This is a genomic window from Microbacterium salitolerans (assembly GCF_019720895.1).
Taxonomy (GTDB): Bacteria; Actinomycetota; Actinomycetes; order Actinomycetales; family Microbacteriaceae; genus Microbacterium.
Map to the genome: position 1 here is coordinate 352,657 of NZ_JAHKSH010000001.1, position 13,927 is coordinate 366,583.

The window sequence follows — 13,927 nt, forward strand, 5'->3', positions numbered from 1 at the left end:
AGCGGATGGAGCGCGCAGACGGGTTCGATCGGCAGCGGCTCAGCGTCGTCCCGCGCCCGCTCGTCGCCGCCGCGCTCGAGCGACCCGTCACCCGGCGCATCCTCGTGACCGACGCGGGGTGGTTCCCTCACGCGCGCCAGCACGGCAGGCATCGTCCGCAGGGCGCCGAGGAGACGATCGTGATCGTGTGCGCATCGGGCACCGGCTGGCTCGACGCCGACGGCGCCCGCCAGCGGATCGGATCCGGGCGCGCGATCGTCCTGCCCGGCGGCGTGCCGCATTCCTACGGATCCGACGACGAGGATCCCTGGACGATCTGGTGGTGTCACGTGCGCGGCTCCGACGTGCCCGAACTCGTCGCCGCTGCGGGAAATCGCGCCGGGAACCGCACGATCTCGCTGCGCTCGCCGGACCGGGCGACGGCGCTGCTCGACGAGATCGCCGTCTCACTCGAGGCGGGCACGACCCCCGCCCGCCTGACGGCGACCGCCGGGCTCGCGTGGCACCTGTTCACGCAGCTGGCCGTCGATCACGCGCACCCCCAGGAGGGCACGCCGCTGGAGCGCGCCCTGCGCTACCTCGAGGATCGCGTCGACGGGCAGGTGCAGGTCTCCGAGCTCGCCGCCCTCGTCGGCGTCTCGCCGTCGCACCTGGCGGCGCTGTTCCGCCACGCGACGGGCGGCGGGGTGCTCGCCCACCACAACGCACTCAAGATGGCCCGCGCGCGGGTGCTGCTCGATACGACCGACCTGCCCGTCGCCGAGGTCGGTCGCCTCGTGGGCCGCCCCGACCCGTTCTACTTCTCGCGCCAGTTCCGACGCATGCACGGCGTGAGCCCGCGGGCGTATCGCGAGCACCGCAAGGGGTGAGGGCTCACCCCTTGCTCGCCCCCGCGGTGAGGTCGGCGCGCCAGAAGCGCTGGAGGCTGATCATGAGGATCGCGAGCACGAGCGCTGAGACCGCGGCGCCGGTGCAGGCGGTGCAACGACCTCCCGTGCGCGGGCACATAGCCGGATCGCGGCTGTGCATGGACGAAACGCTGGTTCGCGATCGATTCTCTGCGCCGGCCGCCGTCCCCGCGTATCGTGCCCCTTCGTGACCTCCGTGCCCCCTCGCCGCCGCCTCGATAGCCCGCTGACATGCCGCGTGACCCGCGGGTCTCCCCCTCGCATCTCGCCCCTCGACATGGGCGAACCTGAGGGGGCAGCAGACCGCATCGAGGTGTTCGAGACGCACCTCGCCCGCGGAGGAGCGCCCTGGATCCCCGTCATGGGCGAGTATCACTTCAGCCGCGACCGGCCCGAGCGCTGGCGTGAGGAGCTGGCGAAGATGCGGTCCGGCGGCGTGACCGTCGTCGCGACGTATGTCCTGTGGATCCTGCACGAGGAGCGCCGGGGACGGGTGCGGTGGGAGGGGGCGCTCGATCTGCGCCGGTTCGTCGAGACGGCGCGCGAGGTGGGGCTCGACGTCGTCGTGCGCATCGGCCCGTGGGCGCACGGCGAGACCCGCAATGGCGGCTTCCCCGACTGGCTGCAGGCGCTCCCAGTCGCACATCGCACCGACGACCCGGCGTACCTCGCCGTCGTGCGCCCGTGGTTCCGCGAGATCGCCCAGCAGCTGCGCGGGCTCCTCCGCGAGGACGGCGGGCCGATCGTCGGCGTCCAGGTCGAGAACGAGATCTACGACCAGGCCGGTCACGTGCGGACGCTGCGCCTGATGGCGGAGGAGCTCGGGATCCGGGCTCCGCTGTGGACGGCGACGGGGTGGGGCGGTGCGGCGCTTCCCTCCGGCGACGTGCTGCCGGTCTACGCGGGGTACTCCGACGGATTCTGGGAGGAGTCGGCGACCGGCTGGCCCGCGTTCGGGCGCGCGCACTTCGTCTTCAGCAATGTGCGCGACGACCTCACGGTCGGCGCCGACCTGCGCGCGACCCCGCTGCCGGACGCGGCAGCTGGTGGGGGAGCGGATCCCTGGCCCTTCGCGACCTGCGAGCTGGGCGGCGGCATGACGGTCGCCTACCATCGGCGACCGCTCGTCGACGCGGAGGACGTCACCGCGCTCGGACTGACGAAGATCGGGAGCGGATCCGCGTGGCAGGGGTACTACCTGTTCCACGGCGGCCGTCACGTCGTGGGGGAGCTGTCGACGACGCAGGAATCCCAGGCGACCGGATACCCCAACGACGTCCCCGTCCTCGACTACGACTTCTTCGCGCCCCTCGGATCCGACGGGCAGCAGCGGCCGCACTTCCACGCGCTGCGTCTGCAGCACCTCCTGCTCGCGGAGTACGGACAGACGATCGTGCCGTGTCGCGCGGTCGTGCCCGCGCAGGATCCCGTGCGCTGGTCGGTCCGCGGTGACGGCGAGCGCGCGTGGCTGTTCGTCGGCAATCACCAGCCGGCGGCGGAGCCGCTGACGGCCGTCGACGGTGTGCAGTTCGACGTCGAGCTCGACGACCGGACGGTGCGGGTGCCGCCCGAGCCGTTCACCCTCCCGGCGGGGGCGTCGGCCGTCTGGCCCGTCCGCCAGCGGCTCGGTGGTCTGACGGCCGTGACCGCGACGGCGCAGCCGATCACGGAGATCGAGGGGCCCGAGGGGCCCGTGGTGTTCCTCCGTGCCGCCGACGAGGTGCCCGTGCGGCTCCAGCTGGAGGGCGTCGCCGCGCACGAGGTGCGCGGCGCGACGACCTCGCCCGTCGCCGACGGGATCCTCGCGACGCCGGACGCGGCTCCGGGCCTCGCGTGCGAGGTCCGCGTCCGCGACACCACGTTCGTGTTCCTCGACGACGCGTCCGCCGCGGCGCTCTGGAAGGGTGAGATCGACGGGCGCACGCGCGTCGTCCTCTGGCCGGGGTCCGCGTGGTTCGATGGCGGATTCCACGTCGTCCTGCCTGAGAGCGATGCGGTGATCCGGGTGTGGCCGGCGCTCGAGGGAGGAGAGCTGGAGGAGATGCCCGCCGACGGATCCGTCTTCCGCGCGTATCGGGTGCCGGCGGCCGACGCTCCGGATACGGCGTTGGACGTGCCGCCGTTCTCTCGTCGCGACACGGCGCCCGTGCGGACCGGGGGCGGCGCCGCGCGTCTGTCCGCCCCGGGTGACCGTGATTTCGCGGCGCTCGATCCGGTGCGCATCGGCGTGCCGGACGACGCGTTCGTCGGGGCGCATCGCGCCGTGCTCGAGATCGACTGGGTCGGCGACGCGATGCGCGTGTATGCGGGAGACTTCCTGATCGCCGACCAGTTCTGGTCCGGGCGCTCGCTCGAGATCGACCTCCTGCCGTACCGGGACGAGGTGGTGAGGTCGGGGCTGTGCGTCCGAGCCTGTGCCTGGAACCCCGCCGCCGGCATCCACGTCGACCCGCGTGTCCGGCCCGCCGGAGACGATCCGGTCCTGAGGGTCCGCCGTGCGCGGATCCGTGTCGAGCGTGTGCGCGAGGTGCGCTGACGGGACCCGGGATTCCCCTGAGCGGCCACAGCACGCCCTTTCGCTGCCGGAGGGCACGTCACTGAGGTGACGCCCGCGACCCTTCGCCCGTCGATGAGGGGCCGTTCGCGTCACCTGAAGGCGCGGATCTCGGCGCGTCGCCGTTCGGGTGACGCCCGCGACCCTGCCCGCACCGCGTCAGCGCGCGCGGAGCTCCGCGATGAACTCGTCGGCCATCGTCAGCTGCGTCGCGAGCTTCTCGCGGCGGTCGGCCGCATCGGCGCGGAAGCGTTCGAGCGCCTCGTCGGCGTCGGCGGCGTGCACGCCGGTGCGCGCGTCGATCACCTCGAGCAGCTCGGCCATCTGCTCGAGGCTGTACCCCAGCGGCTTCATGCGGCGGATCAGCATGAGGCGGTCGAGATCGCTCTCGCTGTACTCGCGGTAGCCGCCGTCGGAGCGTCCGGAGGGCTTGACGAGTCCGACTTCGTCGTAGTGCCGGATCGTCCGCAGCGAGAGCCCCGTGCGCTCGGCCAGCTCGCCGATGTGCATCATCGTGGTTTTCGTCATGGCGGTCTCCCTCGAACGGGCGTGGAGGAGCGTTGAACCCTACCCTTACGTTACGGTAGGCTTGGCGCGGTTCGCTCTGAACCGTCCCCTCATTCTTCCGTGTCGACCTGTGTCGGCGATCCGCGCGATGGTGCGCCCGGAGATTCCCGTCTATGTCCCTGCCACCATGCCAAGGAGTCGCATGACCACGGTCACCCCCGCGAAGGATCCCGCGTCCCGCTACCGCATCGAGCCGACGGTGATGCAGGCGATCAGGAGCCCGCGCATCCTCACGCGCGAGGTGCTCGCCGGCCTCGTCGTCGCGGTCGCCCTCATCCCCGAGGCGATCGCGTTCTCGATCATCGCCGGCGTGGATCCGCGGGTCGGGCTCTTCTCGTCGTTCATCATGGCGGTCGCGATCGCCTTCGTGGGCGGACGTCCCGCGATGATCACGGCGGCGACGGGCGCTATCGCCCTCGTCGTCGCACCCGTCGCCCGCGAATACGGGCTCGACTACCTCATCGCGACAGTCCTGCTCGGCGGCCTCATCCAGGTCGTGCTCGGCGCCGTCGGCGTCGCGAAGCTCATGCGCTTCATTCCGCGGTCCGTCATGGTCGGGTTCGTCAATGCGCTGGCGATCCTCATCTTCCTGTCGCAGATGCCGCAGCTCGGTCTCGACAATCACGACTGGACCTGGCACGGCGTGCCGTGGATGGTGTATCCGCTCGTCGTCGCCGGACTCGTGATCCTCTTCGTGGCGCCCAAGATCATCAAGGCGATCCCGGCCCCGCTCATCGCGATCGTCGTCCTCACCGCCGTCGTCGTGGCCTTCGGCATCGACGTGCCGACGGTCGGCGACCAGGGCGACCTGCCCGACAGCCTCCCGATGCTCTTCATCCCCGACGTGCCCTTCACGTTCGAGACGCTGCAGATCATCGCCCCCTTCGCGCTCGCCGTCGCGGTCGTCGGCCTGCTCGAGTCGCTCATGACGGCGAAGCTCGTCGACGACATCACCGACACGCACTCGCGCAAGCCGCGTGAGGCCGTCGGTCAGGGCATCGCCAACGTGCTCTCGGGCCTGTTCGGCGGCATGGGCGGCTGCGCCATGATCGGCCAGACGATGATCAACGTGAAGGCCTCGGGTGCGCGCACGCGCATCTCGACGTTCCTCGCGGGCGTGTTCCTGCTGATCCTCGTCGTCGCCCTCGGGGACGTCATCGCGATCATCCCGATGGCGGCGCTCGTCGCGGTCATGATCATCGTGTCGTACTTGACGTTCGACTGGCACAGCATCCGCCCGGCGACGCTGAAGATCATGCCGAAGAGCGAGACCGCCGTCATGATCATCACGGTGATCGGCACCGTCGCCACCGACAACCTCGCGATCGGCGTCGTGCTCGGCGTGCTGACGGCGATGGTGATGTTCGCGCGCCGCGTCGCCCACCTCGTGACCGTCACGCGCGTCGTGGACGAGGACGCGGAGGTCCCCACGGCCACCTACACGGTGCGCGGCGAGCTCTTCTTCGCCTCGAGCAACGACCTCACCACGCAGTTCGAGTACGCGGACGACCCGGAGCGCGTCGTCATCGACATGTCCGAGTCGCACGTGTGGGATGCCTCGACGGTGGCGGCGCTCGACGCCGTCGTGACCAAGTACGAGCACCAGGACAAGCACGTCGTCATCGAGGGGATCGAGGACGAGTCCGGCGACATCCACCGACGCCTCTCCGGCGGGCTCGGATCCGGCCACTGACCTCGAGCGCGTCTCAGTGCAGGGTGGGGCGGTAGACGAGCTCCTGCGTGCGCCCGTCGAGCGTGCGGGTCTCGAGGAGCTCGAGGTCGAAGTCGTCGGCGCCCCGCAGCACCGGCGCCGCGCCCGTGCGCCCGGTGAGGACGGGGAAGACCGTCACCTGCAGCCGGTCCACGAGCCCCGCGTTCAGGAGCGTCCGGTTGAGCGTGAGGCTGCCGTGCGAGCGCAGCGGGATGTCGGACGTCTCCTTGAGTCGACGCACGACGCCGACCGCATCGCCGTCCTCGACGGACACGTCGCCGGGCCACTCGAGCGGATCCGGGAGGGTCGACGACACGACCGTCAAGGGCATGTGCGTCATGCGCTGCACCCACGGATCCTGCAGCTCGGGCAGCTCGTCGGCCATGCGCAGGAACGACGCGAACTGCTGATACGTGTTCGCGCCGAAGACCATGTGCTGTGCGTCGGCGAACTGCGCGCGGCGATGATCGAGCAGCTCGGGGCCCTGCTTGCCCCAGTAGCCGCCCCAGTCGCCCTCCGCGTCGACGGATCCGTACCCGTCGAGGCTTGAGAACACGTCGAAGGTGTAAGTCGCGGTCATGATGCCTCCCGGGCTCGATCCTCCTCCGGGGATGCCGAGCCGACAAGGCACCCGGCCCGCGACGCCGACCCGCGTTGCGAGACACGGGGGAAAGCGCGGAGACAAGGACGATCTCGCGTCAGGGCGAGATTCTCAGCGATGTCGCCGTGTCTCAGCGCACCGCCCGAACGAACGCGAAGCCCTGCGGATCCAGCGTGCGGGTGCCGAAGGGATTCTCCGAGCCGAGCACGGTGCCGGGGGCCGTCACCTCGACGGCCTCGTCGCCGTGGTTGATGAGCGTCAGGAGGTCGCCGCGGCGGGCCACCTCCACCCCGGCGGGAACCTGGTCGAGTTCGCCGGAGACGCCCGCGTCGTCGAGCAGCGCGTCGAGCACGCCGTCGAGATCGGCGGGCATCGTCGCGAGGTACCAGGCGGATCCGTCGCCGTGCGCGCGACGCGTGAGGGCGGGGCGCCCGGCGGAGGGGCCGGTCTCGAAGGTCGCGAGCACCTCGGCGTCGTCGGCCCAGACGGACTCGGCGACGATCGTGCCGGAGCCTGCGACGCGCCCCGCGAAGCGGGCGTACGCGCGCGGGTCCTCGGCGGCGTCCGCGGCGGACCCCTCCTCGCCGGCGCGCTCGGCGATGCGCTCGCGGGCGGGCGGCACGAGCGCGCGGAAGTCTTCGAACGCGACGCCGAGCACGGGCCCGAGCTGCGTGAGGAAGCCGCCGTCGCGGAAGCGGTCGTTGTCGTCGACGATGTCGGTGAAGGGACCGGCCGCCAGCACGCCGCCGCCCGCGACGAAGGCGCGCAGGGCGTCCGCCCCGGAGGAGCGCAGCAGGTACAGGAACGGCGCGATCGCCAGCCGGTAGCGCGCGTCGACCTTCTCGGGCGGCACGATGTCGACCATGACACCGCGCCGCACGAGCGCGCCGTGCCAGTCGCGCACGAGCTGCAGGTAGTCGAGGCGCGTCGGGTGGCCCTCGCCCTCGACGGCCCACCAGTTCTCCCAGTCGAACACGAGGGCGACGGGGGCGTCGTCGCCGGGCGCAGGGAGGGCGGGCAGCTCGGCGAGGCGCTCGCCGAGGGCGACGGTCTCGTTCCAGGTGCGCGTGCGCGTCCCGGCGTGCGGCACCATCGCCGAGTGGAACTTCTCGGCGCCCGCACGCGACTGGCGCCACTGGAAGAACATGATCCCGTCGGCGCCGCGGCCGATCGACTGTGCCGTCTCGGCGGCGAGCTGGCCCGGCTTCTTCGACGGGTTCGTCGGACGCCAGTTGACGGCGTCGGTCGCCTGCTCCATGAGGATCCACGGGGTGCCGCGCTTGAGCGAGCGCACGAGATCGCGCTGGAACGCGGTGGTGAGGGGGCGCTGCGGATCCAGCGGATCCGGGTAGCAGTCGTCGGTGATGACGTCGATGTGCGGCGCCCACTGCGCGTAGTTCGCGGGTGGGAACGCGCCCATCATGTTCGTCGAGATGGGCTGCGTCGCGCCCGCCTGGCGGATGATGTCCCGTTGCATCAGGTAGACCTCGAGCCACATGTCCGACATGAAGCGCTTGAAGTCGAGGACCTGCGAGGGATTGCGGATGAACGGAGCCTTGCGCGGCGGGAAGACCTCCTCGAGCGATGCGTACCGCTGCGACCAGAACCCCGTGCCCCACGCGTCGTTGAGCTGCTCGACGGATCCGTATCGGCCCGCCAGCCAGCGTCGGAACGCGTCGCGCGCGCTGTCGGAGAACTCCTCGTTGAGGTGGCAGCCCAGCTCGTTGTCGACGTGCCACATGACGACGCCCGGGTGGTCGCCGTAGCGCTCGGCGAGGCGCCGCACGAGTTCCGATGCAAGGCGGCGCCAGGTGGGGGAGGACGGCGAGTGGTGCTGACGGGATCCGTGCCAGTACGGGGCGCCGTTCTCGTCGGCCGCGAGGATGTCGGGATGCGCCGCCGTCATCCACGGCGGCGCCGAGGCCGTCGCGGTCGCGAGGTTCACGCCGATGCCGCCCGCGTGCAGCAGGTCGATGATGCGGTCGAGCCACGCGAAGTCCCACTCGTCGGGGCCGGGCTGGATCCGCGACCACGAGAAGATGCCGAGGCTCACGGTGGTGACGCCCGCCTCGCGCATGAGCGCGACGTCGTCGGGCCAGATGTCCTCGGGCCACTGGTCGGGGTTGTAGTCAGCGCCGTACAGCACAGCGATCTCCTTCAGGTGGGGCGGGAAGCGGCCGTCATCTTGTCCGCTCGGGAGCGCCCCGTGGGGTGCGGCGGATATCGAGAAGAGGGATCAGCGGTCGCGACGCGGACGGGCGGGGATCGCCACCGTGGCGAGCGCCGCCAGCCCGAGCGCGGGAACGAAGAGGGGGATGAGCATCCACGTCGCCAAGCCGACGAAAGCGGCTGCGATGACGACGTAGAGGAAGCCGGGGATGTCGCGCGCGATGTGCGCGGGGAGGAGGCGCAGCGTGCGGAGCCATCCGTACCCCGGCGTCCAGAGGCCCGCCGACGCGAGCAGGGCGCCGGCGCCGACGGCCGCGAGCGTCCAGCCCGCACCCGCGACGAGGGATCCGCCGGGGAGGACGCCGGATCCCGCGAGCAGGATGTCGATCGCGAGGACGGCCGCGATGACGGCGGCCGCGGCGCCGACGCCTAGCCCGCCAGGGAGGGCGCGCCGGAAGTCGTTCCAGAACGAGCGGAACGAGGATCCCTCGGCGCGCACGTACCGGCGGAGGTGGCGGGATCCCGCAGCCAGGGCGGCGGGGAGGGTGACGACGAGAAGGCCGAACGCCGTGACGAGGACGCCCGTATAGAGCGCCTCGCCGAGCAGACCGAACCACGACGTGGCGCCGGGATTCCCGGCGGGTTCGTCGAGGGTGGGGCCCGCGCCCGAGCGCGCGTCGCGCCGGGCGGCGCGTTCGGCCTTCGTCGCCATGATCAGCCCTTCAGGCCCTGCGTCGCCACGCCGTTGACGAGGAACCGCTGGAACACGATGAAGAACAGCAGGACCGGGATCAGGGCCACGAAGGAGGCCGTGACGGTCGCGCCGTAGTCGCTCACTGCGGTCTGGTCGTTGTACAGGCGCAGGGCGATCGGCAGCGGGTAGTTCTCCGGGCTGTTCAGGTACAGCAGCGGCGCAAGGAAGTCGTTCCACGTCCAGATGAACGTGAAGATCGCGCTCGTGATGAGGGCGGGCTTGATCAGCGGAACGATGATCGACCAGAAGATGCGCACGTGACCGGCGCCGTCGATGCGGGCCGCCTCGTCCATGTCGCGGGGCAGGTTGCGGATGAACTGCACCATGAGGAAGACGAAGAACGCCTCGGTGGCGAGGAACTTCGGGAGGATCAGCGGCACGAACGTGTCGACGAAGCCCAGCTGGTTGAACCAGATGTACTGCGGGATGATCACGACGTGGACCGGCAGCAGGAGCGTGCCGATCATCGCCGCGAAGAAGATCCCGAGGCCCTTGAACTTGATGCGCGCGAACGCGTAGGCCGCGAGGGCCGACGACATCACCGTACCGATCACGGCCGACACGGCGATGATCGTGGAGTTGAGGAAGAAGCGCCACATCGGAACCCCGCCGATGCCCTCGGAGACCGTGGCGTAGTTCTCGAGCGTGGGGTTCCACGGGATGAGGCTCTGGTTCTGCCCGAACTCGGCGTTCGGCTTGAACGTCGAGGCGAACAGCCACGCGAGCGGGTAGATGACGATCGCGGTGATGGCGAGAAGGACGACGAACCAGATGACGGTCTGCCAGCCGCGGCGGGTGATCCGGCGGCGCGGGGCCGTCTGCCCGGTCGTGACGAGTTCTGTGGCGCTCATCGGTCGTCTCCCGAGTAGTGGACCCAGTTCTTCTGGGTGCGGAACAGGATCACGGCGATGATCGCGACGGCGATCATGACGATCCAGGCGATCGCCGAGGCGTAGCCCATCTGGCCATCGGTGAATCCGCGCTTGTAGAGGTAGAGGGTGATGAAGTTCGTCATGCCGGCGGGGCCGCCGGTGCCGTTCGAGATGATGTACGCAGACGCGAACACCTGGAACGCGCCGATCAGCTCGAGCAGCAGGTTGAAGAAGATCACCGGCGACAGCATCGGGAGCGTCACGGCCTTGAAGCGACGCAGCGCGCCGGCGCCGTCGACCTCTGCAGCCTCGTAGAGCTCCTTCGGCACCTGCTTGAGGCCCGCGAGGAAGATGACCATCGTCGCGCCGAACTGCCACACGGCGAGGAGGATCATCATCGGCACGACGAGGTTGACGTTGCCGATCCAGCCGCCGAGGTTGATGCCGAACAGCGACAGCGTGTTGTCGACGGGACCGTCGGTGCTGAACATCGCACGCCACACGATCGCGACCGACACCGAGACGCCGATGAGCGACGGGGCGTAGAACGCCGAGCGGAAGAACGCGGCGCCGCGGTCGCGGTAGTTCAGCAGCAGCGCGATCGCGAGCGCGGCCGCGAGCTTGATCGGCGTGCCGATGAACACGTAGATGAGCGTGATCTGCGCCGACTGGATGAACTGCGGGTCGTCCGAGAACAGTCGGATGTAGTTCTCGAAGCCGACCCATTCGGGAGCGGAGAAGAGGTCGTACGACGTGAAGGACAGGTACAGCGAGTACGCCATCGGCCCGAGCGTGAGGCCGAAGAAGCCGATCATCCACGGCGTCAGGAACGCGTATCCGGCGAACGTCTCTCTGAAGGTCCGCCTGCGGTGGGCAGCGGAGGACGGTGGCTTGCGCCCCGCTCCGGATCGCTTCCCGCCGGAACCGGCGGTGACGACCGTTCTCGTCGTGCTGGTGCTCATGATCTCCCGATCGGTGGTGGCGGGCGGGACCAGGGATCCCGCCCGCCATCGGTCATTTAGTTGAGGGCGACGTTCATCTCGGTGAAGAACTGGTCGACGGCTTCGTCGACGGTCATGGTGCCGTAGCTGAGCTCGAGACCGAGCTGACGGAACTCCTCTTCGAGGTTTCCGTAGCCGACGATCGGCACGGGCGGGGCGTCGCCGAGGCGGTCGGTGATCGACTCCTCGTAGTCCCGCACCTGCTGCGACAGCTCGTCGAGCTCGGCCGCCTCGAGGGCGGTCGTCGACGCGGGGAGACCGCGGTTGGTGCCGAAGATCTCACCCGACTCGGGGCTGTTGATGAGGAAGTCGACGAGCAGCGCCGCCGCCTCGGGGTGGTCGGTGCTCTCGGCGACCGAGTGCAGCATCGACGGCTTGAGGTAGAGGTCCTGGGCGCCTTCGACGTCGAGCGGCGGGGCCTGGAGGTTCAGCTCGGTGTAGCCCTCGCCGAGGTTCGCCAGGTAGCCGGCGCCGAAGTTGTCCCACGTGCCCTCGCTGAGCACGTTGCCCGTGTCGAAGCCGGCGAGCGGGAAGGTCTCCTCCGCCTTCTTCGCGGGGTATGCGGCGCCCGACTCGCGGATCTCGGAGCCCTGCTCCCAGAACGCCCGCAGGTCGTCCTCGGTGAAGTTCGGCTGGCCCTCGTCATCGAAGAGATCCTCGCCGTTGGCGCGCTGCTGCAGCTCGAAGAGCTGGATGCGGCCGGTCCAGTCGCTGGCACCCCAGACATCGTGGCCGCCGTCCTGCGCCGTCTCGGTGGCGTCGATGATCCACGCGCTGTAGTCCTCGTAGGTGCCGCCGGCGAAGTCCTCGACGCCGGTTTCTTCGAGCAGCTTGGGGTTGCTGAACAGGCCCCAGGCGTTGGTCGAGGTCGGGATGCCGAAGGTGCCGCCGGCGACCTCGCCGATGGCGAGGATCTGGTCGGAGAGCGGCTCGTCGTCGATCTCCTCGCCGATGTAGGGGGCGAGGTCGAGCAGGAGGCCGTTCTCGGCGTACTGGCGCAGGTACGAGTAGTCGAACTGCATGACGTCGGGGAGACCGCCTCCGGCGGCCTCGGTCTGGCGCTTCTCCCAGAAGGCGGGGAAGTCGAGGAACGAGACCTGGATCTCGACGTTCGGGTATTCCTCGTTGAAGGCGTCGAAGACCTGGTTGTAGAGGTCGGCGCGGTCGGCGTTGCCCCAGAAGGCGAAGGTCAGGGTGATCTTCTCATCGGGGTCGAAGCCATCGGAGTCGCCTCCGCCGGAGCTGCCGGAGCAGCTGGTGAGCAGGAGCCCGCCGGCGACTGTGACGGCCGCCGCGGCGAACAGCTTGGTGGTGCGGAACATCGGTGTCCTCTCGAACGACATTGTTCAGATCCGGCGTCAGCCGGGGGCGCCAGGGAAAGCGCTTGCCGAGGATATTAGGTCAGTCTGAATCGATTCACAAGGGGTGCGATCTCGTTGTCACCGGAATGTGACGGGGTGGGTGGGCCGATGCGAGTCGGCCCACCCACAGCCTCAGTTGTCGAGGAGGACGTCGGCCTCGCTGAAGAACTGCTCGACGGCGGCGTCGACCTCCATCGTGCCGAGGCCCAGCTCCTTGCCGAGGTCCCAGAACTTCTGCTCGAGCGAGGAGTAGCCCTCGACCGGTGCGGCCGGGGCCTCGCCGAGACGGTCCTCGACCGAGGCGAGGAAGTCGGCGACCTGCTGGTCGGGACCCTCGAGGGTCGCGCCCTCGAGCTTCGTCTCGGAGGCGGGGAAGCCGAGCGACGTGCCGAAGAGCTCGCCGGCCTCGGGGCTGTTCACGACGTAGTCGAGGAAGATCGCCGCGGCCTCCGGGTGATCCGACTGCGCCGAGATGCCCATCTGGAGGCCGGACTGCTGGTACAGGTCCTGCGAGCCCTCCTCGAACGTCGGCGGTGCGACGATCGAGATGCTCTCCGCGCCCGAGTCGCCGAGGTAGCTCGCGATGAAGTTGCTCCAGCTCGCCTCGCTGGCGGTGAGGTTTCCGCCGAATCCCGAGACCGGGTTGATCTCCTCCAGAGCCTTCTGCGGCACCACGACGCCGTCGCGGTCGGCCGCGCCGCCCTCCCAGAACTCACGCAGGTCGTCCTCGGTGAAGCCGAGCTCGCCCTCCTCCGTGAACAGGCCGCCGCCCTCGGCGCGCAGCTTCATCTCGAAGTTCTGGATGCGCTGCGTGTAGTCGGTGCCGCCGTAGACCTCGCCGTCAGTCGCCTCGGTGACCTCGGCCATCCACTCCGAGTACTCCTCGTAGGTGGTGCCGCCCGCGTAGGGCTCGATGTCGTACTCGGCGAGGATGTCGTCGTTGAGGAACACGGCCCAGGTGCTGTAGCCGAGCGGCAGCAGGTACTGCGTGCCCTCGATCTGGCCCGTGGCGAGGAGGCCGTCGGAGATCGCGGACGTGTCGGCGTAGTCCGACAGCTCGCCGAGGTCGGCCAGCAGACCGTTGCCCGCGTACTGGCGCAGGTACGAGTAGTCGAACTGCATGACGTCGGGGAGCCCGCCGCCCGCGGCCTCGGTCTGGCGCTTCTCCCAGAATGCCGGGTAGTCGGTGAACGACCCGTTGATCTTGATGTTCGAGTGCTCCTCGTTGAATGCCTCGATGAGCGCCTCGTAGCGGTCGGCGCGGTCGCTGTTGCCCCACCAGGCGAACGTCAGCTCGACGTCGGCCTCGGGGTCGTACTCGCCCCCGCCGGATCCGCCGGAGCAGCCGACCGCGAGCGCGGCGGTGAGCGCGAGAGCGCCACCCGCGAGGAGGGGGCGTCGGGTCTTGCGTGTGAACATCGTCGTTCTC

General features: G+C 69.9%; 12 protein-coding genes. 3 read left to right on the forward strand and 9 right to left on the reverse strand.

Going from position 1 to position 13,927, the window contains the following annotated elements; genetic code table 11:
- Positions 1 to 5 precede the first annotated feature (5 nt).
- The gene (locus tag KOL93_RS01570) at positions 6 to 869 is read left to right on the forward strand and encodes an AraC family transcriptional regulator (protein ID WP_221583545.1); all 864 of its coding nucleotides are present in this window, start codon (positions 6 to 8) and stop codon (positions 867 to 869) included.
- A 4-nt stretch (positions 870 to 873) separates the two neighbouring features.
- Here KOL93_RS01570 and KOL93_RS01575 read toward each other — a convergent pair whose 3' ends face one another.
- Positions 874 to 1,029, reverse strand: coding sequence for a hypothetical protein (locus tag KOL93_RS01575; protein WP_221583546.1), 156 nt, complete (start codon positions 1,027 to 1,029; stop codon positions 874 to 876).
- Between the two features lie 156 nt (positions 1,030 to 1,185).
- Between KOL93_RS01575 and KOL93_RS01580 the strand changes: the two genes are divergently transcribed.
- A complete protein-coding gene (locus KOL93_RS01580) occupies positions 1,186 to 3,444 on the forward strand; it encodes a beta-galactosidase (RefSeq protein ID WP_221583547.1) in 2,259 nt (752 codons plus the stop codon).
- Between the two features lie 177 nt (positions 3,445 to 3,621).
- Here the strand turns inward: KOL93_RS01580 and KOL93_RS01585 are convergent, their stop codons facing one another.
- A complete protein-coding gene (locus KOL93_RS01585; protein WP_221583548.1) occupies positions 3,622 to 3,990 on the reverse strand; it encodes a MerR family transcriptional regulator in 369 nt (122 codons plus the stop codon).
- Positions 3,991 to 4,171: 181 nt separating this feature from the next.
- Here KOL93_RS01585 and KOL93_RS01590 point away from each other — a divergent pair, with 181 nt between their 5' ends.
- Complete coding sequence (locus KOL93_RS01590; protein WP_221583549.1) at positions 4,172 to 5,722, forward strand: SulP family inorganic anion transporter; 1,551 nt, start codon at positions 4,172 to 4,174, stop codon at positions 5,720 to 5,722.
- A gap of 13 nt (positions 5,723 to 5,735) precedes the next feature.
- Here the strand turns inward: KOL93_RS01590 and KOL93_RS01595 are convergent, their stop codons facing one another.
- The 7 genes from KOL93_RS01595 to KOL93_RS01625 all read right to left on the reverse strand — a co-directional run bounded on the left by KOL93_RS01595 (position 5,736) and on the right by KOL93_RS01625 (position 13,917).
- Complete coding sequence (locus KOL93_RS01595; protein WP_221583550.1) at positions 5,736 to 6,320, reverse strand: dihydrofolate reductase family protein; 585 nt, start codon at positions 6,318 to 6,320, stop codon at positions 5,736 to 5,738.
- 151 nt (positions 6,321 to 6,471) lie between these two features.
- Positions 6,472 to 8,487 (reverse strand): beta-galactosidase, encoded by a 2,016-nt coding sequence (locus tag KOL93_RS01600; RefSeq protein WP_308291507.1) that lies wholly within the window; start codon positions 8,485 to 8,487, stop codon positions 6,472 to 6,474.
- 90 nt (positions 8,488 to 8,577) lie between these two features.
- Positions 8,578 to 9,222 carry a DUF624 domain-containing protein gene (locus tag KOL93_RS01605; protein WP_221583551.1) on the reverse strand — a complete coding sequence of 215 codons (645 nt, stop codon included), beginning with the start codon at positions 9,220 to 9,222 and terminating at the stop codon, positions 8,578 to 8,580.
- Between the two features lie 2 nt (positions 9,223 to 9,224).
- Entirely contained in the window at positions 9,225 to 10,115 is an 891-nt protein-coding gene (locus tag KOL93_RS01610; RefSeq protein ID WP_221583552.1) for a carbohydrate ABC transporter permease, read from the reverse strand.
- The gene (locus tag KOL93_RS01615) at positions 10,112 to 11,098 is read right to left on the reverse strand and encodes a carbohydrate ABC transporter permease (protein WP_221583553.1); all 987 of its coding nucleotides are present in this window, start codon (positions 11,096 to 11,098) and stop codon (positions 10,112 to 10,114) included. Before KOL93_RS01615 ends, KOL93_RS01610 begins: the two co-directional genes overlap by 4 nt.
- Positions 11,099 to 11,154: 56 nt before the next feature.
- Positions 11,155 to 12,459 (reverse strand): extracellular solute-binding protein, encoded by a 1,305-nt coding sequence (locus KOL93_RS01620; RefSeq protein WP_221583554.1) that lies wholly within the window; start codon positions 12,457 to 12,459, stop codon positions 11,155 to 11,157.
- Between the two features lie 171 nt (positions 12,460 to 12,630).
- Positions 12,631 to 13,917: an ABC transporter substrate-binding protein gene (locus tag KOL93_RS01625; RefSeq protein WP_221583555.1), complete on the reverse strand. Its 1,287-nt coding sequence runs from the start codon at positions 13,915 to 13,917 to the stop codon at positions 12,631 to 12,633.
- Between the last annotated feature and the right edge of the window lie 10 nt (positions 13,918 to 13,927).